Origin of the sequence: Eikenella halliae (genome assembly GCF_001648475.1) — a bacterium.
Classification (GTDB): domain Bacteria; phylum Pseudomonadota; class Gammaproteobacteria; order Burkholderiales; family Neisseriaceae; genus Eikenella; species Eikenella halliae.
In genome coordinates this window covers 142,153-165,350 of sequence record NZ_LXSQ01000007.1, presented here as the reverse complement: position 1 = coordinate 165,350, position 23,198 = coordinate 142,153, and the positions used below count along the sequence as shown (strand labels likewise).

The following is a 23,198-nucleotide window of genomic DNA, read 5'->3' as shown; positions in this document are numbered from 1 at the left end:
ATCCCCGATGATTATCACCCCGGATTTAATTAAAGCCTTGTTTACCGGCTTTAAAAAGAACTATCAGGACGGCCTGCAAATGGCTAAGAGCCAATACCCGGAAATTGCCACCGTGGTGCCGTCTTCCACCGCCTCCAACACCTACGGCTGGCTCGGACAGGCGCCGGCATTGCGCGAATGGGTGGGTGACCGTGTGTTCAACGACATGAAGGCACACGCTTACGCGATTGCCAATAAGCATTTTGAGAGCTCCATCAAAGTCAGCCGCAACGATATTGAAGACGACAACATCGGTATTTATGCGCCGCTGGTAACCGAGCTGGGCCGTGCCGCTGCCGTGTTTGCCGACGAATTGGTGTTCGGCCTGTTGAAAAAAGGCAACACCACCCTGTGTTACGACGGCCAAAACTTTTTTGATACCGACCACCCGGTGTTTGAAAAAGTGGACGGCACCGGCAACAAAACCTTGGTTAAAAACCTGTTTACCGCCACCGGCGGCACGCAGGGCACGCCGTGGTATCTGCTGGATACCAGCCGCGCCATCAAACCGATGATCTTCCAGCAACGCAAGCCGATGAAGCTCAGTGCGATGACCAAAGACGATGACGAAGGCGTGTTTATGCGCAACGAGTACCGCTACGGCGTGGACGGCCGCTGCAATGCCGGCTTCGGCTTCTGGCAGATGGCCAGCATGAGCACCGAGGAGCTGACCCCGGACAACTTTGCCAAGGTATTTAACGCGATGGCTAGTCAAAAAGGCGACGGCGGCCGCCCGCTCGACATCCGCCCGACTGTGTTGCTGGTGCCCAGCACTATGGAAGATTTGGCCAATTCGATTGTCAAACCCGACAAATACGAAAACGGCAAATTCAACCCGCACCACAACAAGGTCAAAGTCGTGGCCAGCCCGTGGCTGTTGTAACCCCTTTTGCGGCGGCTTTAACCGGTTTAAAGCCGCCGTTTTGGAGCAGATAAATGGCAAAAAACAAACCCCAAGACGATGCAGTGCAAAAGCCGCTGCAAGAAGCGCAAGGCGGCCAAACCGAGCAGCAGCCGGAGGCGCAGGACGGCCTGCCCGAAAACCAGCCGGAACAGCAGCAAGGCCATCCCGACACCCCGCCTGAAACCACGCAGTCTGAAACCGCGCCGGTTGAACAGCAGCCGGAACAGGATGCCGTTGTACAGCCCACCGCCGATGCAGGCAGGCTACCTGAAAAACCAACCGAACCGCCTGCCGCCGATGCAGTGGCCGTGCGCTCGCGCACCGAGCGCTTTTTCCGCTGCGGCTTGGAATTTGTGCGCCATGAATGGCGTACGGTACAGCGCAGCGAATTGAGCGATGCAGATTGGCAGCGCCTGCTGGCCGAGCCGCATCTTGAAATCCGCCCGGCCGATGCGCCGGACGATAACGGGGACGTGCCGCAATGATCAGCTATGCCTCGCTCGACGAACTGTGCCTGCGCTACGGCGACAACACCGTGTTGCAGCTCACCGACTTAGAGCGGCGCGGCCAAATCAATGCCGACATTGCGCAGCAGGCACTGCTGGACGCTACCGCCGAAATCGACGGCTACTTGAACCGCTACACGCGGCCGTTTCCGCAGATTCCGCGGTTATTGACGGTGTACTGCTGCGACATTGCCATCTACCGCTTGGCCACCGGTATGCGCCAAGGCAACGATGACATGGACACCCGCTACAAAAACGCCATCGACTACCTCAAGCAGGTGGCGCGCGGCACGGCCACCATCAGTGGGCTGCCCGAAAACGGCCAGCTCGGCACCGGCGACACCGTGATATTTAACAAGCCCCAGCAAAAGGTATTCGGCCGTGATCGCCCTTATTGAGGCTGCCATCGTGCAGCGCCTGCGCCAAGGTTTGGGCAAGCTGGTTACCGGCGTGCACAGCTACGGCGGCGAGCTGGACGACGAGGGGCTGTATCAGGTGGTGCAGCAGTTGCCCGCTGCTTGGGTGACTTTTGCCGGCATCGACAAAACCGAAGCCGTTAAAACCAGCCGCACCAAGCACAAGGCCGAAGCCAAGTTTGTGGTGATGGTGGCTGCCCGCTCGTTACGCAGCGAGGAAGCCAGCCGCGCCGGCGGCATCGGCCACTGGGAAATCGGCAGCTACCAACTGATTTACGCGGTGCGCCGCCTGCTGGCCAATCAGGATTTGGGCTTGGCCATCGACAAGCTGCAACCGCGCGCGGTGCGCACCCTGTTTAACGGCAGGATGGAGCGGCAGGAAGCGATGAGCGTGTATGCCTGCGAATTTGCCACCCATTGGATCGAGGAGGCGTTGGACAACGGCCGCTGGCCGGAAATCCCGCCGCCACCGCCACCACCGGCTAATCCGAACGCCCCGCCGCCCCCGCCGCACCCCGACCAAATCTTTGTGACCTATCAGGCGGCCACCAGCCCGCCATACCCCGAACTGAAAGGCGCGAACCTGCATGTGCACGCGCCGCCCGACAACCCCACCCCCGCCATCGAGGCGGAAGTTAAAACAGGAGAGACACCATGAGTATCTTGGTAAGAGCCGCCGCCGGCCTGAAAGTGCCGAAGGAAGGCGAGCCGCACCGCTATATCGACGAGCATCAGGCCGTCGCCGTGGAGGAGAGCGCCTACTATCTGCGCTGCCTCGAATGCGGCGACTTGGTGCGCGAATCCGAGGCCGAATCCGAGCCTGATCCCAAACCCGCCAAAGGAGGCAAATAATGGCCAGCGCCAACATCAGTTTTGACAAAATCCCGGCATCTACGCGCAAACCCGGCGTGTACGCCGAATGGAACCTCAAACGCGCCATGCGCAACCTGCCTACCAATCGGCAGCGCGTGCTGTTGATTGCCCAGCACACCACCGACTTGGGCGCAGTATCCGCCCTGACGGATGTGTATTCCGCCGCCGAAGTGGCCGAGCGCTACGGTGCGGGCAGTCAGGCACATTTAATGGCCGATACCGCCATTAAAGCCTACGCCAATGCCGCCCTGAGCATCATCACGCTGGCCGACAACAGCGCCGGCGTGGCCGCCGCAGGCAAAATCACCATTACCGGCAATGCCACCACGCAGGGTGTGCTGCGCGTGGGCATCGGCAACGCCGACGTGCTGATGGTGGCCGTGGCCGCCGGCGACAGCGCCGATACCGTCGGCAAAGCCGTCAAGGCTGCGATTGCCGCCCAGCCCGGCCTGCCCGTATCTGCCGCCGAAGCCGCCGGCGTGGTGACCATCACCGCAAAAAACAAAGGCACCGAGGGCAATGCCATCCGCCTGTTGGCGGCCTGCACCGCCGCCGGTATCAGCACCACGGTAACCGCGATGGCGGGCGGCGACGCCAACCCCGACATCCAGCCCGCACTTACCGCCGTGATTGCCGACGGCCACGACATCATCGCCTGCGGCATCAGCGACGAGGCCAACCTGCTCAAACTGCGCGCCCACCTCGAAAAAGTCGGCGCGCCCACAGAAAAACGCTGGGCGATCGGTGTGTACGGCCACAGCGGCACATTGGCCACCGCCACCACCTTGGCCGGCAAACTCAACAACGGCTTTATGCTCTGCGCTTGGTATCGCGGCACGCCCAGCCTGCCGTGTGAACTGGCGGCAGCTTTTGCATCCGTGATGGCGAGCGAAGAAGACCCCGCCCGCCCGTTGAACACGCTGGCCTTGGAAGGCATCGGCCTGTGCGACAGCAAAGATAAAACCATGCGTACCGAGCAGGAAAACGCGCTCTACAACGGCGTGGCACCGGTGGAAACCAGTCCGGACGGCAGCCGGGCGCAGATTGTGCGGGCGATCACCACCTACACCAAAACCGCCAACGGCACCGCCGACGAGAGCCTGCTGGACGTAACCACCGTGCGCACCCTGATTTACGTGAGCAAAGCCTGTATCCAGCGCGTGGCCTTGCGCTTCCCGCGCGAAAAACTCTCCGACAAAACCCCGGCGCGGGTGCGCAGCGAGCTTATCGACGTGCTGATGCGCTGCGAAGAGCTGGAGATTTTGGAGCAGGTGGAAGCCAACCTGCCCAACCTCATCGTGGAGAGGGACAAGCAAAACGTGAACATGCTGGACGTGCGCATCCCATCCGACGTAGTGAACGGCCTGCACGTGGTCGGCATGGTGGTAGACCTCTATTTATAAGGAGCGATAAACAATGAGTACCGAATACATCGGCAGCGTAACCCTCTATCTCGACGCGGCAGAGGTAGAGATTACCAAAATTGACGTCAAGGATTCGACCGGACGCAAGCCTGTAAAAACCATGAACCGCAGCCGCCGCACCAAAGGCTTCACCCGCGGCGTGGGCCAATACGACATCACCGCCACCGCCGTGATGCCTACCGACGGCACCGCCATCAACTGGGGCAGCATCGAGGACGCCAAAATCTCACTGGTGCCCGACGTGCCCGGCGCGAAACCCACCAGCTACCTCGGGTTTTGCGTAACCGAGGTGGGCGAGAGCTACACGGTGGACAACGAGATGGTGATCGACATCACCGGCTTTGCCATCCGCAAGGTGCTGGAGTAAAGGCTACCTGAAAATGGTAAAATCAAGCCCTGTCCTGAATCGGCAGGGCTTTTTTTACGGAGAAGGGAAATGAGAAAACTATTGTACGGCGTGCTTATCGCTCTCGGGCTGGCCGCCTGCGGCGGGCAGGAGCAGCCGGCGCCGGCTAATTTGCCATTGGGAGATGTGCCTGCTGGATGTAACACGGCACAGATAGGTATATCACTAGACCAATTTACACAAAACATGGTAACAGGTTTAAAGCAGATAGAACAACCATATACTATTTATAAACAGGATATTACCAATGATGAGTGCGGTATATTGGTAATGATGGATATGGAGTTTGGATTTGTTGGCGTATTTACAGATCCAACCGGAAAAAATGTAATGGGTGTAACTGTATCCTACCAAAACACACAAGATACGGTAGTTAATTTTAACCGCTCTATTGCTGCAATGCAGGTGTTGGCAGCGATACATGGTTCTCAAAAAGTAGGAGAACGGCCTGAATGGAAAGAGTTGGTAGGAATGCTTACTACTGCATTAAATGAAAGTAATAAAACAGGGCATAGCAAACAACAGATTGTATTAGGAGATTATTCATATACGGTTATCGCTGGAAGTAAGGACGTGACTATGGTTGTAAGGAGAGCCATCTAGCGACCCTGTGAATTGTTTCAACCAGCTCCCCCCAAGCCTTTAAACGATAATTAAACCTACATTTTTATTCGGTTTAATCCACGTTTAAAGGCTTTTCTTATGTCTGACCAAAATTCCCAAACCTCTGTTATCGACCCGCTGGATAATGCGACAGCGGAGTTTAACCTCGCTGTGGCCGAAGACGGCCTAACGGTTTCAGGTAGCCTGAAATATGGCATTTTGCACAATGGCGAATGGCACTACGATTTTGCCATGCACCTGCTCACGGTGCGCGAGGATATGGCGATTGACACACAGCTGGAGGGGCAGGCGCGGCTGTTGGAGAGCTATGCCCTGTCGCTCGACCGCTTGGGCGGTATCCCGGCGGAGCAAATCAGTGCCGATATTTTGGCCGACGGCTTAGTGGCCACCGATTTTGATGCCCTGTTTTTTGCCCAAGAGTTGTTGGCAAAAAAGCGTCTACGCCCAAGCTCGACCGCTACCGTTTAGCCGTATTGATGCTGGGGCGCTTTGGCCTGCCTGAGCAGCGGGTATTGGCCATGACGCTGCCGGAGCTCAACAGCTTTATGCGGCAGGCGCGCCAGTTGCTGTCGGCCTATCAGGTAGTGCCGCTGCCTGTACCGACCCCGGCTGCCAAACCAGCCGCCGCGCCGCCGGGCAAATCCAGCGGCACCACCTTTATCAGCAAGCGAGTGAAGAAACATGAGCAGTAACACCTTAGAGCTGATTGCCAAGTTTAAAGATAACGCCAGTCAAGGGTTGCGGCGGTTAATGAATGAGACCGAGCGCAGCGCCGCAGCACAAGGTCGCGCTTGGGCACAATCCTCACGCCAGCGGCAGCAGGCCATCAATGCCTACCAGCGGCTCGGCATCCGCTCCGAGCAGCAAATCCGCCGTGAAATGCAGCTCACGCAGGCGGCCTACAACCGTTTGGCTCGCTCCGGCACGCTGTCGCAACGCGAGCTGGCTCGGGCGGCGGAAGCCAACCGTCAAAACATCCGCCGCCTGAATAGCGAATTGCGCAGCAGCAGCGGGCAGATGGGGCGCTGGCAGCGCATGATGCGCGGCGGCGGCCGGGCTTTTGATGCCGCTACCCGAGGCGGCGCGGCCTTGGTGGCGGGCGGTTATGTGCTGGCACAGCCGGTACGGCGCACGATGGATTACGACACCGAGCTACGCCATGTAACCAATGTGGCTTATGCCGGCAAGAGTATGGCCGAGCGGCAGGCCGGGATGGCCGACATCAACCGTGCCGTGATGGGCGCGGCCTACGAGGGAGCTGCTTCCCGCGAAGACACACTGGCGGCATTTAATACCCTGATTTCCAGCGGCGCGGTGGACGGCCAAGCAGCACAGAGACTGCTGCCCACTATCATGAAAACCGCCACCGCTGCTAATGCTTCTGGCGAAGAGGTATCTACTTTTATCGCTAAAGCCTTGCAGGCTGGCTTCAAGGAGGCCGATATCCCCGAGCTGTTGGACCGCGCAGTGCAGTCCGGTGCTGATGGCGGCTTCGAGTTTAAGGATATGGCGCGCTGGCTGCCGCAACAGTTGGCGGCAATGAAAAACGCCGGTATGGCGCCGACCTTAGAAAATTTCTCCTCTCTGCTCAATGCCAACCAATTGAGCTTTATGTCGGCCGGCAGCACGGATGAAGCGGGCAATAATGTGGTCAATTTATTGGCTAAACTGACCAGCCCGGATATTGCCAACCACGCTAAACGCATCACCATCAACGGCCAAAAAGGCTTTGATTTCACGGCCTCTATGAACAAGCGGCAGGCCGACGGCATGAACTCGCTGGATGCGGTAGTGGATATTGCCCGGGAATTGATTAGCAAAGACGAGCGCAGCCGCGCCCTGATGGAGCAAATTAATGCCGCTAAAGGCGACGAGGCCAAACTGGAGCTGCTGGAGAGCCAAAAAGCCTTAGTGGACGGTACGGCCATCGGGCAGCTGGTAACTGACCGGCAGGCACTGATGGCTTTGCTGGCGCTGGTAAATAATGCCGACCAAGCCGACCGCCTCAAACAGGGGCAGGCTAACGCTAACGGTGCTGTAGCAGGTAATTTCGAGTTCCTGATGCAGGGCTCGGGGATGCAGGCACAACGTGCCAAAGCGGCCTACTCCGATGCTGAATATGGTGCATTTAAGGGCGTAAGCGATAAAGTGGGTAGTGGCATGGATGCACTCGGCCGCTGGGCGAAACAAAACCCCGATCAAGCCCAGGTAGCCACCGGTGCTGGCTGGATGGCAGCAGCGGCAGCCGCCGCCAGAGGCGTTTTTGGTTTTATGCCCGGCGGTGGCCTTTTAGGCTTCGGCGGAGGCAGTGCTGCCGGTGGCGGGGGCGCAGCAGGCGGCACGGCCGGCGGCCTCGCTACCGGCTCGCTGGCGATGGCCTCGCTGCCGCTGATTGGCTTCGGCGGCGCTACCTATCTGGCCGGTCGCCGTGATAAGTACGGCGAATGGTCCGAGAGTTTGCAGGGCTTCGGGCGTTTGTTGGATAAATATCTGCCCAGCTTTCGCGGAGACAGTAAGGGCGAGTGGCTCAAAAGCCGCATCGGCCAAAGCCCGGATGCGGCGCAGGCTTATCAGGACTACCTACGCGGGCAGGGACATACCCCGCTGGACAGTCCCGAGCTGCGCATGAGCGCCGAGCAGCTGCAAGAGGCTGCCCAACGCATGGAAAACAGCGGCGAACAGTACGCACAAGCGGTATCCGACAACCAGCAGGCCGCCGCCCAGTTTTTGGAGGCATCGCGCCTGATGGGCACGGCGGCGGGTCAGTTGGCGGCAGCGGCGCGGCAGCCGGTGCCGGTAACCGTATCGGTGTCGGGCGGCAATATCACCGCCGCCGTATCGCAAGCCGCCGAGCGCGATAACAGAAGGAATTAACAGATGAGTTGGCAAGATACCCTGCTTGATGCCAGTTACAAGGGCGTAGCGTTTGAAGCCACTGGCGACACCCTGCGCGGCGTGCACGCGCTGGCCGAGCACAGCTACCCTTTTGTGGACGGCTCGGATATTGAAGACACGGGCTGCGAGGCGTTGGAATTTAACCTCACCGCCGTTTTGTATGGCGACGACTACGAGGCGCGGCTGCAACGCCTGCTCAAGGTGCTGCGCGAACACGGCAGCGGCGAGCTGGTGCACCCGATTTACGGCAGCGTGCCGGACACGGTGGTGGCCGATTTCGAGGTGCGGCATAGCGAGGACAGTCCGGACTATGCCGAAATCAATATCAGCTTCAAACAGAGCGTGGCCGCCGCGCCGTTTTTCGGGCGCGAGCTGGCGCTGGCCTTGGCCGACGAGGCGGATTGGGTGGCCGACTTGGCCGCCTTTCAGGGTTTCGCCGTACTGGAAAAGGCACTATCCAAAATCCGCACCCAGCAGCACCGGTGGAATAATTTTCACGCGGCGGTATTAAACGTAATCGGACGGCTGTACGGCCAAGTGAACGGGGTATTTTCAGGTAGCCTAAACCTGCTCAACAGCCCGCGCGTGCTGCTCACCGAGCTCAAAGGCGTGTTTGGCGCGCTGGCCGGGATGCACCGCACGGCGGAAAGCAGCCTGTCGGGCTGGCGCGATTTGGCCGGCGGTACCAAAACGGCCGCCGCCGTGCCGTGGCAATACCGGCAGGGCTTGGATAACGGCGTCACGCCCGCCCGCTCGCAGGCCGCCTTGCCGGATGTGGCCGCGCTCACGGCAGCGATTGCCATTGTGGGCAGCACCGCGCTGGCCAAAGAGCTGGCGGATATTTTCGCCGCCGAACAAGACGAGCCCGAACTCACGCCGGCGGAAATCAGCCGCCTGCTGGCCGATGTGCGCGCCCAGCTCAACAGCGCGTTGGCCGCCAACCGCTTGGCGGTGATGATGCTCTCCGCCAGCGCCGAGCAGGCCGAACAGTTGGCCGCCTTGCTGCTCTCGCTGTATCAGGACAACCCGCCCGACCCAGAGCAGCTCTACCGCCAGCTGGAACAGCGCCGCCTGTTGCCGCAGCAGCCCTATTTGGAGGGCAGCGCCGAATTGGCCGACAGCGTGCGCACGTTGGCACACACCCTGCAAAAGCAGGCACAAGCCTTGATTAACCTGCGCCCGCCCTTGGTGCAAAAGGTGGTGCCTCAGGATAGCAGCCTGCACCTACTGGCTTTTTTATGGTACGGCGACCACAGCCGCCAAGCCGAGCTGCTGCGCCTCAATCCCGGCATTGTGCATCCCAACTTTATCGCCCGCGGAACCGTATTAAATGCCTACGCCCAATAACACCGTAAGCCTCTTAATTGCAGGCAAAACCCACAGTCAGTGGACAGACTACGACATCGACAGCGACCTCCTCACCCCGGCCGATGATTTTCAGGTAACCCTCGGGCGGCCGGTAGACGCCAAACCGGATGCGGTGCAGCCGGGCGACACGGTGGAGGTGCGGGTAGGTGAGGATACCGTATTGAGCGGGCGCATCGACCGCGTGAGCACCAGCACCGCCAAAGGGCAAAAAACGCTCACCATCTCCGGCCGCGACGATGCCGGCATCCTGTTGGATTGCTCCTGCCCGATTTTTAACGCGCAGGATATGGATTTAAAGCAGATTATCGACACCATCGTCAAACCCTTGGGCATCAGCAAAATCCGCATCGATGCGGCGCAAACCGCGCGCACCAACAAAGTGCAAATCGAGCCGGGCAGCCGGGCTTGGGATGCCTTGGCGCAGTATGCCGAGGCCAACGGGCTGTGGCCGTGGCTGGAGCCGGACGGCACGCTGGTGATCGGCGGGCCCGACTACACCACCAAGCCGGTGGCCGATTTGATTGTGCGCACCAACGGGCAGGGCAACAACGTGGAGCAATTGCAGGTGGAGCGCGATTTTTCGCAGCGCTTCAGCGAGATAACGATTTTGGGGTAGAGCCACAGCGGCAAACACAACCTGCGCGCCACGGTTAAAGACGATACGGTTAAGGTGCACCGCCCGCTGATTATCGTCGAGGCGGATGTAGACAACCAAGCCGCCGCCGAGCGCAAGGCCAAGAAGCGGCTGGGCGACAGCAAATTGGACGGCCTTACCATCACCGCCACCGTGCAAGGCCACCGCAACGACGACGGCGTGCTGTGGCAGCCCGGCCAGCGCCTGCAACTGTTGAGCGAGCCGGACGGGCTGGACGGCATCTATTTCCTGATGGCGCGAAAATTTGTGGGCGGGCGCGGCAAGCCCACGCAAACCATCCTCACCCTCAAAGAGGATAAGGCGTGGATACCCGAGGCCAAACCGCCGAAAAACAACAAAGGCCAAGGCGGCAAAGGCCGCCGCAGGGGCAGTCGTAAACGCCGCGGCGGCGGGCGGAAAGGCCGTCAGGCACGGGAATTACAGGTTATTTAAGGACAATAAATGGACGCTAAACAAGTAGACGGCCGCATCAAGCGGATGCTGGGCGGCATCCGGCAGGCATTCAGGGGCAAAATCGCCCGCACCGATGCCGGAGGCGGCGTGCAGCGTACACAGATTGAGGGGCTGGACGGCGAAACAGTGCAGGCGCTGGAACACGCCGAACAGTTCGGCTTCACCGCGCACCCGCCTGCCGGTAGCGATTGCATCGTTTTGCCCTTGGGCGGCCAGACCAGCCACGGCATCGTCGTCAATACCTGCAACGGTGCTTACCGCATCACCAACCTGCAAGAGGGTGAGACTGCGGTGTACAACGCCGACGGCGCCAAAATCGTGCTGAAAAAAGGCCGCATCATCGACATCGACTGCCAAGTGCTCAATATCAAAGCGCCGGGCGGGGTCAATATCGACGCACCCAATGTGGATTGCACCGCCGAAGTGACCGCCGCCGGGCAAATCAACGGCAACGGCGGCATGGCCATAAAAGGCGGCAACGGCGCTACCTTCGAGGGCGACGTGCGCCAAACCGGCGGCGACTACACCACCGACCAAGACGTGGTGGCCTCGGGCAAATCCCTCACCGGCCACCAGCACCCCGGCGACAGCGGCGGCACCACCGGCGCACCCCTCTGAAGCCCCTCAAGCAGTTCTCCCAGCGTCCATAACCCATAATGCGGTTATGGACGCTTTACTTAACCCCGCCACCGGCGACTACCTGCTCAACCAATCCGCGCAAGGCATCGAAAACGAAGTCTATGTGCGGCTGGTTACCCCGCTTGGCAGCTACTGGGCCGAACCCGCACTGGGCAGCCGCCTGCACGAATTGCGCCGGCAGAAAGACCTGCCGCGCATTGCCGTGTTGGCCAAGCAGTATGCCGAGCAGGCTTTGCAGCCGATTTTAGATGCCCGCCGCGCCCGCCGCATCAATGTGGCCGCCTCTTTGGCACGGCGCGGCTGGCTGCGGCTGGATATTGACGGGGAAGACATGAGCGGCCGGAATCTATCCTTAATCCATGAGGTGCGGCTGGCATGAAAACCAAAAACTTTGAGCAACTGCGCAGCGACTACCTGCGCGATTTGAGCAACCAGCAGCCTGCCGCCCACACCCACCCCGGCAGCGACAATTTCGCCCGCGCCACTGCTTTGGCCGCACTGGCCGAGGGGCAATACCAACACCAAGAGTGGATTTTGCGGCAGGTGTTTGCCGATACGGCGGACACCGCCTATTTGGAGCGCCATTGCGCCATGTACCGCATTTGGCGCAAGAGTGCCGCCGCTGCGGCGGGTAGCATCCGCATCAGCGGCGCGCCCAATACCGTGCTGCCTGCCGGGCTGGTGGCCCAAGTAGGCGACACCGCCTACCAGACTTCTGCCGCCGGGCAAACCGACGGCAGCGGGCAGGCTGTATTGGCCTGCCATTGCCTGAGCACCGGTGCCGCCGGCAATCAGCCGGACAATACCCCGGCCAAGCTGCAAAGCCCGCCTGCCGGCGTTGAGGCAGATGCCGTGCTCACCAGTATGGTGGGCGGCACCGATATCGAGAGCGATGCCGCGTTGTTAGACAGGCTGCTGTCGCGTTTGCGCCAGCCGCCCGCCGGCGGCAATGCCTACGACTATTACCGCTGGGCAATGGCCGTGCCGGGGGTGGAGGCGGCATTTGTGTATCCGCTGCGGCGCGGTTTGGGCACGGTGGATGTGGCCATCCTCACCGCATCCGGCCTGCCGTCGCCCGATGTGGTGCGTGCCGTGCAGCAATATATCGACGAGCGCCGCCCGGTTACCGCCAAAAACGTGCAGGTGATGGCACCGCAACGCGTACCGCTCAATGTATCGGTGCGCGTATCGCTGGCCGACGGCTACACCCTGCCTGCGGTTAAGGATGCCGCCGCCCGCGCCTTGTCGGCTTATTTTGCAACCATCAAGCCGGGCGACACCGTCTATAAAAGCCATATCGAGGCGCTGATTAGCGATACCCCGGGCGTGCGCGACCGTGTGCTCGACAGCCCGGCCGCCAACCAAAACGCCACCATCACCCCGCACATCCAATGGCTCGCCTTGGGCACGTTTGAGATGACCCTGTTATGACCTACGCCGACCTGCTCCCCCTCTACTATCCGCCCGTCAGCTACGACGTGCGCGCCACCGGGCAGGCCGCCGAGCGGCAGGCGGAAGCCGCCATATTCGACGGTGTGCAGGCACAGTCGGCACAGCTGCTGGCTGCCGCCTACGCCCCCACTGCCGGCGGCGACATCACGCGCTGGGAGCGCCTGCTCGGCATCAACCCGCCGCAGCCCGACAACTACGCCCGCCGCGTGGCCGACGTGCTGGCCAAACTCAATGAGACCGGCGGCCTGAGCATCCCGTATTTCGTCGGCTTGGCTGCCGCCGCAGGCTACACCATCACCATCAGCGAGCCGCAGCCCTTCCGCGCCGGCGTAAACCGCGCCGGCGACCGCCTCGCCCGCGAAGACATCATGTGGGTGTGGTGGGTGGACGTGGCCGCCCAATCGCAAACCGTGTGGCGCTTCCGCGCTGGCTCTGGCACCGCCGGCAGCCGCCTGAGCCAATACAGCGATGCTGTGATCGAGAGCCTGTTCAACCGCCTCAAACCCGCCCACACCGCCATCCGATTTACCTACCGCTAAAGGACTAAACCATGCACCCCATCGAAACCCCCGATAAGACCTTCCACGACGGCGACGGCGTGAGCGAACTCGGCACCATCCTGCCCGCGTGGTGGCTCAACCAAGTGCAATCCGAGCTGCTGGCCGTGCTGACTGCGGCCGGTATCCAGCCGGATAAAGCCAAACCAAACCAAGTGGTCGAGGCTTTGCGCAAAATCATCGACGAGCAAGCCAGCGGCAAAGGCTTACCCGTTGGCGCAGTAATCGGCTTTCCGCGTGCCGTCAGCAGCCCCGAAGGCTACCTGAAAGCCGACGGCAGCACCTTTGCCCAGGCCACCTATCCCGACCTGCACCGCGTATTGGGCAGCAACAAACTGCCAAACCTTACACGCTCCGATGTAGGCATGACCGCCTATTTCCCGATTGAGGCCATCCCGGACGGCTGGATTAAGTACGATGAGATTGCTACCAAGGTAACGCAGGCCGCCTATCCCGAGCTCTACCGCAAACTGGTGGCGCAGTACGGCAGCATTACTGCCGTGCCCAAGGCTGATGACCGCTTTGTGCGCAATGCTGCAGGCGGCCTCACGGTGGGCACGCAGCAAGGGGATGCCATCCGCAATATAAAGGGTGAGTATTTTTACGGCTACGACGCCGACATTGATGCCGCCACCAGCAAACGGGTGGCAGATGCCTACAACAAGGCAAACAGCGCGTTGTGGATGGATATGTCCAAAAAGGTACTGGATAACATCGCCTGGGTGTCTTGGAGCCAAGACCTGAGGACCGGCGCAGCCAACTTTGCGCCACTGATGTTTGATGCCAGCCGCGCCGTGCCGACCGCAGACGAGGTACGCCCCAAAGCCATTGCGATGGTGCTGTGCATCAAGGCCAAAGACAGCCTGGACGATGTGGTGATGTGGATTAAGGCGTTTGGCAAAGTAACCAACGCCGGCACGATGAATGCCGCCACGCTGGCGGCGGATTTGCAGCGCAAGGCCGACCGCGACGAGGTTGCACCCAAAAGCCACACCCACCGCAGCAGCGAGATTACTGATTTTACGCAGGCTGTGGGTAATCTGTTTACCGCGGACAAATCCGCCAACGGCTGGGTGCGGCTGCCCAACGGCCTGCTGCTGCAGTGGCTGTGTATTGAGCACACCATCACGAGCATCGGCAACAACCCGGGTGCGGTTTACAGTTTTCCGGTGGCCTTTACGCAAGGCTGCCTGTCGATGAGCATCAATACCTGCCTGTCCAATCCTGCTCTCGGCTATGGTGCGCTGACTCGCGTAATGCCTATATCGGTATCGCAATTTAGGCTGGTGGAGGATTTTTGGTCGGCAGTCGGCACGCACCAGCCTGCCAAGAGCTATGTACTGGCCATCGGGTTTTAACGGGAGATAACACATGACCATCTATTACTCAAAATCCAATCAGGCGTTTTACGACGACCAAATCCACAGCAGGCTACCTGAAGATGCGGTAGAGATTAGCCCCGAGCAGCACACCGCACTGCTATCCGGCCAGTCCGCCGGGCAAGTGATTATGCCGGGCAAGGACGGCAAGCCCGTGCTGGCCGAGCAGCCGCCCTGCCCATCCAGCACTTGGGACGGGGAGCAATGGCACATCGACCCAGAGTGCGCCGCCCGGCTCAAAGCCGAGCAACAGGATGAGATGTGGGATCGCATCAAGGCCAAGCGTGCCGATAATCTGCGGCATGGGGTGTACGTTAAATCGGTGGACAAATGGTTTCACACTGATGACAACTCTCGCACACAATATATCGCGCTGGCCGTGATGCCGAGGCTACCTGAAAAGCTGGCTTGGAAAACGATGGACAACAGCTTTATAAATATGACCAAAGTGCTGCTGGAAGAGTTGATGGCGCAAATGTTGGTGGATGAGCAGGCCGATTTTGCCAACGCCGAAAAACACCGTGCCGCTATGCTCAAAGCAGAAAAACCGCTTGCGTACGATTATTCCGGCGGATGGACGGCCAACTTTGAGCCCGCCGCTGCCGAGCTCGAGGAGGCGTAATCATGAAACCGAGATACTACCTAGCCCTCTACAAAGGCCGCCGCAGCGGCCGCGGCTGGCGCGTATGGTGTGCCCGAGCCACCGACTGGCTCACCCGTGCCCTTACGCGCGGCCAATACAGCCATGCCGAGATTGCCTACGGCTCAGCCGAAGGCGGCGGGTACGACTGCATTTCTTCTTCCGTGCGCGACGGCGGTGTGCGCGCCAAAACCATGCTACTGCCCGCTGATAAGTGGGATCTAATCCCGCTGCCCGACAGCATCAATGAGCACGGCCAACTCGACCGCCTATATCGCAACACAGTGAGCCAGCCCTACGACTGGTTTGGCGCCGTCGGCGTGGTATTCAAAACCCGCCAGAGGGGCGATAAGTGGTTTTGCTCCGAGTGGTGTGCCGCCGCATTGGGGCTGCCCGACGGCTGGCGCTGGTCGCCCAACGACCTTGCCGCTATCGTGCCCGCTCTAAAAAGGCAGGCATGAAAAACCCCGCCACAAGGGCGGGGAGGAAAAAACTAAGACGGCGACACGGCGGGTGCGGGAACACCCGCCGCGACAGCCAAGCAGAACCAGCCTGCATTGACCCAAGGCCGCCACCCTCGAGGGCGCGCGGATTGTATCACGCAATGTAGGAAAAATAATGCAATACCGATGCAAAAGCTGCGGCAAATTACTGGCCGTTGGCAGCGGCACCGTGCAAATCAAGTGCCAACGCTGCAAAACAGTAAACCAATTCAGTTCTTTAACAACCCAGAGCACCCACGAGTGCCCAACTTCAGTAAGGAGTCAGCCTCATGGGAAAGCCAGACAAAATACCCGGCAAGAACGGGTTTAAATACCGCCGCCAATACGGCGTGGTCATCATTTGCGCCAACGAAGCACAGCAAATCGAGGCCTACAACCAACTCAAACGGCAGGGCTACCGGCTCAAGGTGGTGAGTGTATGAAGATTGAGATTCATCACCGTTGCGCCAACTTCAACAGCTATCGCGCCGCACGGGTCAAATCCTTATTCAACGTGGAAAGCGGCGCGGATTTCCGCCTATCGGCGGAGCTGCCGCTGCATGAGCGGCCGTGGCAGATTGGCGTAGTGGCCGGCCCTTCCGGCTCCGGCAAAACCAGTATCGGCAAAAGCATCGGCCAAGCCTACGCCCCAAAGTGGCCGGCCAACCGGCCGCTGGTGGATGCGATTGCCGCCGACGGCGATTTCGATGCCGTAACCGCCGCCTTATCCTCGGTCGGTTTGGGCGATGTGCCCGCTTGGCTGCGCCCCTATCCCGTGTTGAGCAATGGCGAACAGTTCCGCGCCACCTTGGCGCGGCTGATGGCCGAAGCGCCCGATGGCATCAGCGTTGTGGACGAGTTCAGCTCGGTGGTAGACCGCCAAATCGCCCGGGTGGGCGCTGGCGCGTTTGCCAAAGGCTGGCGCCGGCACCAAAACAAACAAGTCGTGCTGCTATCCTGCCACTACGACATCCTCGACTGGATACAGCCGGATTGGGTGTTAGACACCGAAACTGGCTGCTTCCAATGGGGGTGGCTTCGGCAACGGCCGCGATTTGAATTGGAAATATACCCTTGCCGCCAAGCCGACTACCGGTTGTTTGAGCCGCATCATTATCTGAAACTGCCGCCGGTGATTGCCGGCAGCCATTACATGGGGTTGATTAATGGGCAGCCTGTGGCACATGTTGCCTTCAGCCCGCGCCCCGGTTTAGTGGAAGCGCGCGCCTGCCGGCTGGTGGTGCTGCCGGAATGGCAGGGTGCCGGAGTCGGTACGCGCTTTCTAAACGGCTGTGCCGAAATGTGGCTGCGTGGAGAAAACCGCTATCGCCGCCCGCTGCGTACTCTAATCAACACCTCTCATCCCGGCTTGGCCGCCGCCCTGCGCCGCAATCCACAATGGACGCAGGTATCGGCTGCCCTATACGGTGCCGACAAACTGCGCTGCCGCGACAGTCTGCGCCGCTCCGCCTTAAAGCACGGGAAAGATACCGGTAAAGCCCGCAGTGCCACCGGCTACGGTGGTCATTTCCGCGCCGTGCAAGGCTTCCGCTATTTAGGCAACGGGCAGGAGGAATAGCGTAGCCCGGCCGCCATTGGACATAGCATGAAAATCCCCGTTTAACAGACCATTAAACGGGGATTAATTGATGCAAAAGCTGATACAATTTCTTACGCGGCGGCGGTGCAAAAGCTACTGCCAATTCGGGCAAAAGCTGCCGCCGCCTTACACTAAACGCCTTACAACACAATTTCAATCAATTCATCAACGCTTTCAGACGACACATTGCCCAAGCTCCAGAGCAAACCGAAGCCGAAAAACGCAATGCCGCCTTAAACCGCCTGCGCAGCGAAATTCTCGATTATGCCGTAGAACAAGCGGTACAACCGCAAGGGCTGTTCACGCTCACCGTGCCGACCGGCGGCGGCAAAACGTTCACTTCTATGGCATTTGCGCTGGAACACGCCAAACGGCACGGAATGCGGCGCGTGATTTACGTCATCCCGTTCACCAGCATCATCGAACAAAATGCCGCCGAGTTTCGCAAAGCCTTTGGCGAATTAGGCGAACAAGCCGTGTTGGAACACCACAGCACCTTCGACGACGGCAAACTGCAAAATGAGGCCACCAAAGACAAATTGCGCCTTGCCTCGGAAAACTGGGACGCGCCGATTGTCGTGACCACCGCCGTGCAATTCTTCGAATCCCTCTTTGCCGACCGCTCCTCGCGCTGCCGCAAGCTGCACAACATCGCAGGCTCCGTCATCATCCTCGACGAAGCGCAAATGCTGCCGCTCAATCTGTTGCTGCCCATCATGCAAGCCATCAAAGAATTGGCACAAAACTATCATTGCTCTGTCGTCATGTGCACCGCCACCCAGCCAGCCGTGCAAGCCGAAAACGGCTTCTATCGCGGCTTTGAAAACGTGCGCGAAATAGCCCCAAAACCGACCGCACTTTTCGACAAACTGCGCCGCACCACCGTGCAACACATCGGCACACAAACCGATGCCGACCTGCTCGCCAAACTTACCGAACACCCGCAAATGCTCGTCATCGTCAATAACCGCCGCCATGCCCGCAGCCTGTACGACCAAGCCAAATATCTTGACGGCACATTCCACCTGACCACCTTAATGTGCGCCAAACACCGCAGCCAAAAGCTTGATGAAATCCGCGGTCGTCTGAAAAGCGGAGAACCCTGCCGCGTTATCGCCACTTCCTTAATCGAAGCCGGCGTTGATGTGGATTTTCCGCTGGTGATGCGCTCCGAAGCAGGCCTAGACAGCGTTGCCCAAGCCGCAGGACGCTGCAACCGCGAAGGCAAAAGGCTACCTGAAAACAGCTTTGTCTGGATATTTACGCCCGAAGAACAATGGAAAGCCCCGCCTGAACTTGCCACCCAAGCCGCCGTCATGCGTCTGACCGCTGACAGCTTTTCAGACGACCTCTTATCCACCCAAGCCGTTACCGCCTATTTCAAAGACCTTTACGACTTAAAAGGCAGTGAACTGGACAATAAAAAAATCCTGAAAATGCACAACGACACAGGGCAAAGCCTCGATTTCCCATTCCAAACCATCGCCGACAAGTTCCGCATGATCGAAAGCCATATGCAGCCGCTGATTATTCCCTTCGATGTTGATGCCGAAAACCTTATTAGCAGCCTGCACCACGCCGACCACATCGGCGGACTCTTACGCAAACTGCAACCCTACACCGTCCAAATTCCCGAAAAAGCCCTTGCCGCTTTATACAAGGCAGGGCGTATCGAACCGATTAACGAGAAAAACTTCGGCAAACAGTTTTATACGCTGATTGGGCTGGATTTGTATGATGAGGTGGCAGGGCTTTCTTGGGAGGATACGGCGTTTTTGAAGGGGGAAAGTTTGGTGTTTTAACTGAACTTATAATTTATAGAATATTAATTTGATTTTTACCTTTAAAAGGCATATCCTTCGTATGGCCTAAAAAGTAATTTGGAGAAAATTAAGACCATGTCCCAATCTCAACTGACACCACATCAAGCTCGATACTACTCCTGGCTTTTAACCCGTCAAGCCGAGGGCGGAAGTATGGACTCGTTAGCAACAACATTGGTTGATGCCCAAGTCGATTTAAACCCGCATCAAGTTGATGCAGCCTTGTTTGCCTGCAAAAATCCCTTGTCGAAAGGTGTGATTTTGGCAGATGAAGTAGGTTTAGGAAAAACCATCGAAGCGGGCTTGGTAATATTGCAGCATTGGGCAGAACGCAAACGTAAAATTCTGATTATCACCCCGGCCAACTTACGCAAACAATGGCATCAAGAGTTACAGGAAAAATTTGGCTTACAGGGCATGATTTTGGAGGCTAAAAGTTACAATGCCATAAAAAAAACAGGTAAAAACCCTTTTCGTCAAGAAAATCCCGTTATCTGCTCCTATCAATTTGCTAAATCTAAAGCGGATGATATTAAGCAAATTGGATGGGATTTGGTTGTATTAGATGAAGCTCATCGTCTACGCAATGTTTATAAGAAAAACAATGTTATCGGTAAAACTTTAAAAGAAGCTTTGGAAAACGTATCCAGCAAAGTCCTATTAACTGCTACTCCTTTGCAAAATTCTTTGCTTGAACTTTACGGCTTGGTCAGCATGATAGATGATCGTGTTTTTGGCGACTTAGATAGTTTTCGTGCTCAATTCGGTGCAAAGGCCACAGAACAGACCTTATCCCATCTGCGCCAGCGACTCAGCCCTGTTTGCCAGCGTACCTTACGCCGCCAAGTACAGGCCTATGTTCCCTACACTCAGCGCCTTGCCATCCTGCAAAAATTTACGCCATCCGACCAAGAACGAGAATTTTCTCATTTGGTTGCCGAATACCTGCGCCGTCCAAATCTGCAAGCAATGCCAGAAGGACAACGACAGCTTATTTCCCTAGTGTTGTGGAAACTTTTAGCCTCTAGTAGCCGTGCTATTGCAGGTGCACTGGATACTATGACCAAACGCCTACAAGGTGTATTGGCAGAATCAACCACACAAGACCTGGTCGAAACTCTGGATGAGGATTATGAAAGCTTAGATGAAACTGCAGAAGAATGGGAAGAAGAAAACGAATCGAACATTCTAACTGCTGATGAATATCAAGCGATTGCCGATGAAATTGAAGAGCTTAAACATTTTAAACAACTTGCCGAAAACATCCGAGAAGACGCAAAAAGTCGCGCATTACTGACCGCACTTTCCACAGCTTTTGCCAAATTGAAAGAACTTGGTGCGGCGCAAAAAGCCATTATTTTTACCGAATCCAAACGCACCCAAGCCTATCTCTTAGAATGTCTTGCCCAAACTGACTATGCAGGTGAGAATGGGGCAGGTATCGTGTTATTCAATGGCACAAACAGTGATTCCCAAGCACAAAAAATCTATAAAGACTGGCTCAAACGGCATGAAGGCAGCGATAAAATTACCGGTTCCAAAACCGCCGATACCCGTGCCGCTTTGGTAGAACATTTCAAAGAGCGCGGCACCATCATGATTGCCACTGAAGCAGGTGCGGAAGGTATCAACTTGCAATTTTGCTCCCTCATTATCAATTACGATTTACCGTGGAATCCTCAACGTGTCGAACAACGCATCGGTCGTTGCCACCGTTATGGACAAAAACACGATGTTGTCGTCGTGAATTTCGTTGATGAAACCAATGAAGCCGACCAGCGTGTTTACGAATTGCTTGAGCAAAAATTTAAGCTTTTTGATGGTGTATTTGGTGCCAGTGACGAAGTGTTGGGGGCAATCGGTAGTGGCGTAGATATCGAACGACGCATTGCTGAAATCTACCGCCAATGCCGCCACTCAGAAGATATCAAAACTGCCTTTGATAGCCTGCAAAGTGAACTATCGGACGAAATTAACCAGAGCATGATGAAAGCCCGTCAAACCCTGCTGGAAAATTTTGATGAGGAAGTCCGCGAAAGACTACGTATTTGTGCTGAAGAAAGCCAAGTAGCACTCAACAAATACGGAAAAATTCTGATGGATTTAACCCAGAGCGAGCTTGGAGACAGTTCAGATATCTGTGATGGTGGTTTTATACTCAATAAGCTACCTGAAAATCTTTCAGACGGCCTTAACATTCCAACAGGACGATACGAACTGCCGCGAAAAAGTGGCGAAGCCTATCTCTACCGCATCACCCATCCCTTGGCACAAGCTATCATCGATCGCGCCAAAAAACGCGATTGTCCACCAGCTCGTCTAATTTTTGATTATAAAGAGCATAACGGCAGGATCAGTACACTCAAACCCTATCGCGGACAAAGCGGACAACTTATTGCCAAACTCATCAGCATCAGCGCATTGGGTGATACAGAGCAGCACATACTGATTGCCGCCATAACTGAAAACGGTGAAGTCCTACAAGCTGACGATCCAGAAAAACTTCTGCGCCTGCCTGCACGTATTGCTGAAACCACAATAAAAATGGGATTTCAGACGACCTTATCCGACAATATGGCTGAACGCCGCCAAACGCTATTAAACCAAGCCACCAAACGTAATTTGGGTTATTTTGAGGAGGAAGTGCAAAAACTGGACGACTGGGCGGATGATTTAAAACAAGGTTTGGAACAGGAGATTAAAGAAACCGATCGTGAAATCAAAGAAGTCCGCCGCACCGCCACCACTTCCGCCACTTTAGAGGAAAAACTAAGTTGGCAGAAAAAACAGCGCGAATTAGAAAATAAACGCAGCCGCCAACGCCGTGAACTTTTTGATAAACAGGATGAAATTGAAGCGCAGCGCAACCAGCTGATTGAAGAATTAGAAGAAAGTTTGAAGCAGACGGTAGAAGAGGAAGAATTGTTTTTTATTGAATGGGAGATGGTTTAATGGAGCTTTATCAAAATCTTTCTAGAAACTCTAATATCGTTTCGTATCAAATTTTTGAAGATTCTATTCATGTTGTATTTAAGAGTGGGCGTTATAGAAACTATTTATATACATATGTTAAACCAGGTAGATATGCAGTAGAACAGATGAAGAATTTAGCAGTACAAGGGATAGGTCTTAATTCCTATATTTCATCTGTAGTAAAAACTAATTATGCGAGGAAATGGTAAGATGAAATCACCAGATGAAGAATTAATCGAATTAATTTTTCCTTCTTTAATTGAAGAAAAGCTATTTTTAGCTACTGATTTAGAACGCTATCAAGAGAAAATTGCAACAGGTTCAATGAAAGAGGAAGATTGGTTATTGGCTATAGAAAAAGCCATAGATAAAACAAGGGGCTGACGTAGATTAGCAGTTATGCTAGGCTACGAAAATGCAGATAACCAATTGTAAATTAAGCAAGAGAGTTCAAAATAAACTGCTTGAATTTTTCGTACTCCAAGTTACCGCCCGTTCCGCTGCCGATATTTTGGGCATTCAGCCCAACTCCGCTATTCTGTTTTACCGTAAAATCCGCATGGTCATCAGCCATCATTTGGCCTTGGCTGCCGATGAGGTTTTCGAGGGCCCCGTCGAGTTGGACGAAAGCTATTTCGGCGGACGGCGTAAAGGCAGACGTGGTCGCGGTGCGGCAGGAAAAGTGGTTGTCTTCGGCATCCTGAAACGCAACGGACGGGTCTATACCGTTGTCGTAGATAATGCCAAGTCCGATACTTTGATGCCTGTTATCAAACAGAAAATCATGCCGGACAGCATTGTTTACACGGATAGCCTGAGCAGCTACGACAAGTTGGACGTGAGCGGTTTTATCCATCACCGCATCAACCATTCCAAGGAATTTGCAGACCGCCAGAACCATATCAACGGCATTGAGAATTTTTGGAATCAGGCAAAACGCGTCTTGCGAAAATACAACGGAATCGATCGCAAATCTTTCCCGCTGTTCTTGAAAGAATGCGAATTTCGATTTAACTTTGGCACACCGTCCCAACAGCTTAAAATCCTGCGTGATTGGTGTGGAATTTAGGGCTAATCTACGTCAGCCCCT

Annotated in this window: 25 protein-coding genes and 2 pseudogenes; all 27 read left to right on the top strand. The window is 56.7% G+C overall.

Annotation, left to right across the window (positions count from 1 at the left end; all coding sequences use genetic code 11):
• The first annotated feature begins 7 nt into the window (after positions 1–7).
• The 27 genes and pseudogenes from A7Q00_RS02970 to A7Q00_RS02855 all read left to right on the top strand — a co-directional run bounded on the left by A7Q00_RS02970 (position 8) and on the right by A7Q00_RS02855 (position 23,177).
• Positions 8–922: a Mu-like prophage major head subunit gpT family protein gene (locus tag A7Q00_RS02970; RefSeq protein WP_064089153.1), complete on the top strand. Its 915-nt coding sequence runs from the start codon at positions 8–10 to the stop codon at positions 920–922.
• A gap of 53 nt (positions 923–975) precedes the next feature.
• Positions 976–1,428: a hypothetical protein gene (locus tag A7Q00_RS02965; RefSeq protein ID WP_064089152.1), complete on the top strand. Its 453-nt coding sequence runs from the start codon at positions 976–978 to the stop codon at positions 1,426–1,428.
• Positions 1,425–1,847, top strand: a complete 423-nt coding sequence (locus A7Q00_RS02960; RefSeq protein WP_245637512.1) for a gp436 family protein — start codon at positions 1,425–1,427, stop codon at positions 1,845–1,847. Before A7Q00_RS02965 ends, A7Q00_RS02960 begins: the two co-directional genes overlap by 4 nt.
• On the top strand, positions 1,831–2,523 hold the full coding sequence (locus A7Q00_RS02955; protein WP_064089151.1) for a DUF1834 family protein: 693 nt from the start codon (positions 1,831–1,833) through the stop codon (positions 2,521–2,523). The genes A7Q00_RS02960 and A7Q00_RS02955 overlap by 17 nt, the downstream gene beginning before the upstream one ends.
• Complete coding sequence (locus A7Q00_RS02950) at positions 2,520–2,717, top strand: hypothetical protein (protein WP_064089150.1); 198 nt, start codon at positions 2,520–2,522, stop codon at positions 2,715–2,717. Before A7Q00_RS02955 ends, A7Q00_RS02950 begins: the two co-directional genes overlap by 4 nt.
• Complete coding sequence (locus A7Q00_RS02945; protein WP_064089149.1) at positions 2,717–4,141, top strand: phage tail sheath subtilisin-like domain-containing protein; 1,425 nt, start codon at positions 2,717–2,719, stop codon at positions 4,139–4,141. Before A7Q00_RS02950 ends, A7Q00_RS02945 begins: the two co-directional genes overlap by 1 nt.
• Positions 4,142–4,154: 13 nt before the next feature.
• The gene (locus A7Q00_RS02940; RefSeq protein ID WP_049249282.1) at positions 4,155–4,529 is read left to right on the top strand and encodes a phage tail protein; all 375 of its coding nucleotides are present in this window, start codon (positions 4,155–4,157) and stop codon (positions 4,527–4,529) included.
• Positions 4,530–4,598: 69 nt separating this feature from the next.
• Positions 4,599–5,171, top strand: coding sequence for a hypothetical protein (locus A7Q00_RS02935; RefSeq protein WP_064089148.1), 573 nt, complete (start codon positions 4,599–4,601; stop codon positions 5,169–5,171).
• Between the two features lie 99 nt (positions 5,172–5,270).
• Positions 5,271–5,660 carry a hypothetical protein gene (locus A7Q00_RS02930; protein WP_064089147.1) on the top strand — a complete coding sequence of 130 codons (390 nt, stop codon included), beginning with the start codon at positions 5,271–5,273 and terminating at the stop codon, positions 5,658–5,660.
• Between the two features lie 8 nt (positions 5,661–5,668).
• The gene (locus A7Q00_RS02925) at positions 5,669–5,884 is read left to right on the top strand and encodes a hypothetical protein (RefSeq protein WP_064089146.1); all 216 of its coding nucleotides are present in this window, start codon (positions 5,669–5,671) and stop codon (positions 5,882–5,884) included.
• Positions 5,874–8,066, top strand: coding sequence for a phage tail tape measure protein (locus tag A7Q00_RS02920; protein WP_064089145.1), 2,193 nt, complete (start codon positions 5,874–5,876; stop codon positions 8,064–8,066). The genes A7Q00_RS02925 and A7Q00_RS02920 overlap by 11 nt, the downstream gene beginning before the upstream one ends.
• Positions 8,067–8,069: 3 nt before the next feature.
• Positions 8,070–9,434: a DNA circularization protein gene (locus A7Q00_RS02915; RefSeq protein WP_064089144.1), complete on the top strand. Its 1,365-nt coding sequence runs from the start codon at positions 8,070–8,072 to the stop codon at positions 9,432–9,434.
• A pseudogene (locus A7Q00_RS14215) lies at positions 9,418–10,542 on the top strand (phage baseplate assembly protein). The gene A7Q00_RS02915 and the pseudogene A7Q00_RS14215 overlap by 17 nt, the downstream one beginning before the upstream one ends.
• 9 nt (positions 10,543–10,551) lie before the next feature.
• Positions 10,552–11,181 carry a phage baseplate assembly protein V gene (locus tag A7Q00_RS02905; protein WP_064089143.1) on the top strand — a complete coding sequence of 210 codons (630 nt, stop codon included), beginning with the start codon at positions 10,552–10,554 and terminating at the stop codon, positions 11,179–11,181.
• 46 nt (positions 11,182–11,227) lie between these two features.
• The gene (locus A7Q00_RS02900) at positions 11,228–11,581 is read left to right on the top strand and encodes a phage GP46 family protein (protein ID WP_064089142.1); all 354 of its coding nucleotides are present in this window, start codon (positions 11,228–11,230) and stop codon (positions 11,579–11,581) included.
• Positions 11,578–12,633 carry a baseplate J/gp47 family protein gene (locus A7Q00_RS02895; RefSeq protein WP_064089141.1) on the top strand — a complete coding sequence of 352 codons (1,056 nt, stop codon included), beginning with the start codon at positions 11,578–11,580 and terminating at the stop codon, positions 12,631–12,633. Before A7Q00_RS02900 ends, A7Q00_RS02895 begins: the two co-directional genes overlap by 4 nt.
• Positions 12,630–13,193 carry a YmfQ family protein gene (locus A7Q00_RS02890; RefSeq protein ID WP_064089140.1) on the top strand — a complete coding sequence of 188 codons (564 nt, stop codon included), beginning with the start codon at positions 12,630–12,632 and terminating at the stop codon, positions 13,191–13,193. The genes A7Q00_RS02895 and A7Q00_RS02890 overlap by 4 nt, the downstream gene beginning before the upstream one ends.
• An 11-nt stretch (positions 13,194–13,204) precedes the next feature.
• Positions 13,205–14,569: a phage tail protein gene (locus A7Q00_RS02885; protein WP_064089139.1), complete on the top strand. Its 1,365-nt coding sequence runs from the start codon at positions 13,205–13,207 to the stop codon at positions 14,567–14,569.
• Positions 14,570–14,582: 13 nt separating this feature from the next.
• Positions 14,583–15,212 carry a DUF4376 domain-containing protein gene (locus tag A7Q00_RS02880; protein ID WP_064089138.1) on the top strand — a complete coding sequence of 210 codons (630 nt, stop codon included), beginning with the start codon at positions 14,583–14,585 and terminating at the stop codon, positions 15,210–15,212.
• 2 nt (positions 15,213–15,214) lie between these two features.
• Positions 15,215–15,691 carry a hypothetical protein gene (locus tag A7Q00_RS02875; protein WP_064089137.1) on the top strand — a complete coding sequence of 159 codons (477 nt, stop codon included), beginning with the start codon at positions 15,215–15,217 and terminating at the stop codon, positions 15,689–15,691.
• A 157-nt stretch (positions 15,692–15,848) separates the two neighbouring features.
• The gene (locus A7Q00_RS12710; protein WP_081258775.1) at positions 15,849–16,043 is read left to right on the top strand and encodes a zinc finger domain-containing protein; all 195 of its coding nucleotides are present in this window, start codon (positions 15,849–15,851) and stop codon (positions 16,041–16,043) included.
• Entirely contained in the window at positions 16,003–16,155 is a 153-nt protein-coding gene (locus tag A7Q00_RS13845; RefSeq protein ID WP_167746787.1) for a hypothetical protein, read from the top strand. Before A7Q00_RS12710 ends, A7Q00_RS13845 begins: the two co-directional genes overlap by 41 nt.
• The gene (locus A7Q00_RS02870) at positions 16,152–17,291 is read left to right on the top strand and encodes a GNAT family N-acetyltransferase (RefSeq protein ID WP_064089136.1); all 1,140 of its coding nucleotides are present in this window, start codon (positions 16,152–16,154) and stop codon (positions 17,289–17,291) included. Before A7Q00_RS13845 ends, A7Q00_RS02870 begins: the two co-directional genes overlap by 4 nt.
• Before the next feature lie 152 nt (positions 17,292–17,443).
• A pseudogene (cas3, locus tag A7Q00_RS02865) lies at positions 17,444–19,114 on the top strand (CRISPR-associated helicase Cas3'); the annotation flags it as partial.
• A gap of 96 nt (positions 19,115–19,210) precedes the next feature.
• Positions 19,211–22,087: an SNF2-related protein gene (locus A7Q00_RS02860; protein WP_064089135.1), complete on the top strand. Its 2,877-nt coding sequence runs from the start codon at positions 19,211–19,213 to the stop codon at positions 22,085–22,087.
• 231 nt (positions 22,088–22,318) lie between these two features.
• Positions 22,319–22,492: a hypothetical protein gene (locus A7Q00_RS13310; protein ID WP_156503707.1), complete on the top strand. Its 174-nt coding sequence runs from the start codon at positions 22,319–22,321 to the stop codon at positions 22,490–22,492.
• Positions 22,493–22,523: 31 nt separating this feature from the next.
• The gene (locus tag A7Q00_RS02855) at positions 22,524–23,177 is read left to right on the top strand and encodes an IS1595 family transposase (protein ID WP_064089002.1); all 654 of its coding nucleotides are present in this window, start codon (positions 22,524–22,526) and stop codon (positions 23,175–23,177) included.
• Positions 23,178–23,198 lie beyond the last annotated feature (21 nt).

Bases quoted from the DNA above. Each gene is read 5' to 3' on its own strand.
- A7Q00_RS02870 (WP_064089136.1), top strand. From the start codon at position 16,152: ATGAAGATTGAGATTCATCACCGTTGCGCCAACTTCAACAGCTATCGC.
- A7Q00_RS13845 (WP_167746787.1), top strand. From the start codon at position 16,003: ATGGGAAAGCCAGACAAAATACCCGGCAAGAACGGGTTTAAATACCGC.
- A7Q00_RS02965 (WP_064089152.1), top strand. From the start codon at position 976: ATGGCAAAAAACAAACCCCAAGACGATGCAGTGCAAAAGCCGCTGCAA.
- A7Q00_RS02860 (WP_064089135.1), top strand. From the start codon at position 19,211: ATGTCCCAATCTCAACTGACACCACATCAAGCTCGATACTACTCCTGG.
- A7Q00_RS02945 (WP_064089149.1), top strand. From the start codon at position 2,717: ATGGCCAGCGCCAACATCAGTTTTGACAAAATCCCGGCATCTACGCGC.
- A7Q00_RS02925 (WP_064089146.1), top strand. From the start codon at position 5,669: ATGCTGGGGCGCTTTGGCCTGCCTGAGCAGCGGGTATTGGCCATGACG.
- A7Q00_RS12710 (WP_081258775.1), top strand. From the start codon at position 15,849: ATGCAATACCGATGCAAAAGCTGCGGCAAATTACTGGCCGTTGGCAGC.
- A7Q00_RS02885 (WP_064089139.1), top strand. From the start codon at position 13,205: ATGCACCCCATCGAAACCCCCGATAAGACCTTCCACGACGGCGACGGC.
- A7Q00_RS02935 (WP_064089148.1), top strand. From the start codon at position 4,599: ATGAGAAAACTATTGTACGGCGTGCTTATCGCTCTCGGGCTGGCCGCC.
- A7Q00_RS02895 (WP_064089141.1), top strand. From the start codon at position 11,578: ATGAAAACCAAAAACTTTGAGCAACTGCGCAGCGACTACCTGCGCGAT.
- A7Q00_RS02890 (WP_064089140.1), top strand. From the start codon at position 12,630: ATGACCTACGCCGACCTGCTCCCCCTCTACTATCCGCCCGTCAGCTAC.
- A7Q00_RS02905 (WP_064089143.1), top strand. From the start codon at position 10,552: ATGGACGCTAAACAAGTAGACGGCCGCATCAAGCGGATGCTGGGCGGC.
- A7Q00_RS02855 (WP_064089002.1), top strand. From the start codon at position 22,524: ATGCAGATAACCAATTGTAAATTAAGCAAGAGAGTTCAAAATAAACTG.
- A7Q00_RS02900 (WP_064089142.1), top strand. From the start codon at position 11,228: ATGGACGCTTTACTTAACCCCGCCACCGGCGACTACCTGCTCAACCAA.
- A7Q00_RS02930 (WP_064089147.1), top strand. From the start codon at position 5,271: ATGTCTGACCAAAATTCCCAAACCTCTGTTATCGACCCGCTGGATAAT.
- A7Q00_RS02920 (WP_064089145.1), top strand. From the start codon at position 5,874: ATGAGCAGTAACACCTTAGAGCTGATTGCCAAGTTTAAAGATAACGCC.
- A7Q00_RS02915 (WP_064089144.1), top strand. From the start codon at position 8,070: ATGAGTTGGCAAGATACCCTGCTTGATGCCAGTTACAAGGGCGTAGCG.
- A7Q00_RS02875 (WP_064089137.1), top strand. From the start codon at position 15,215: ATGAAACCGAGATACTACCTAGCCCTCTACAAAGGCCGCCGCAGCGGC.
- A7Q00_RS02880 (WP_064089138.1), top strand. From the start codon at position 14,583: ATGACCATCTATTACTCAAAATCCAATCAGGCGTTTTACGACGACCAA.
- A7Q00_RS02950 (WP_064089150.1), top strand. From the start codon at position 2,520: ATGAGTATCTTGGTAAGAGCCGCCGCCGGCCTGAAAGTGCCGAAGGAA.
- A7Q00_RS02960 (WP_245637512.1), top strand. From the start codon at position 1,425: ATGATCAGCTATGCCTCGCTCGACGAACTGTGCCTGCGCTACGGCGAC.
- A7Q00_RS13310 (WP_156503707.1), top strand. From the start codon at position 22,319: ATGAAATCACCAGATGAAGAATTAATCGAATTAATTTTTCCTTCTTTA.
- A7Q00_RS02940 (WP_049249282.1), top strand. From the start codon at position 4,155: ATGAGTACCGAATACATCGGCAGCGTAACCCTCTATCTCGACGCGGCA.
- A7Q00_RS02970 (WP_064089153.1), top strand. From the start codon at position 8: ATGATTATCACCCCGGATTTAATTAAAGCCTTGTTTACCGGCTTTAAA.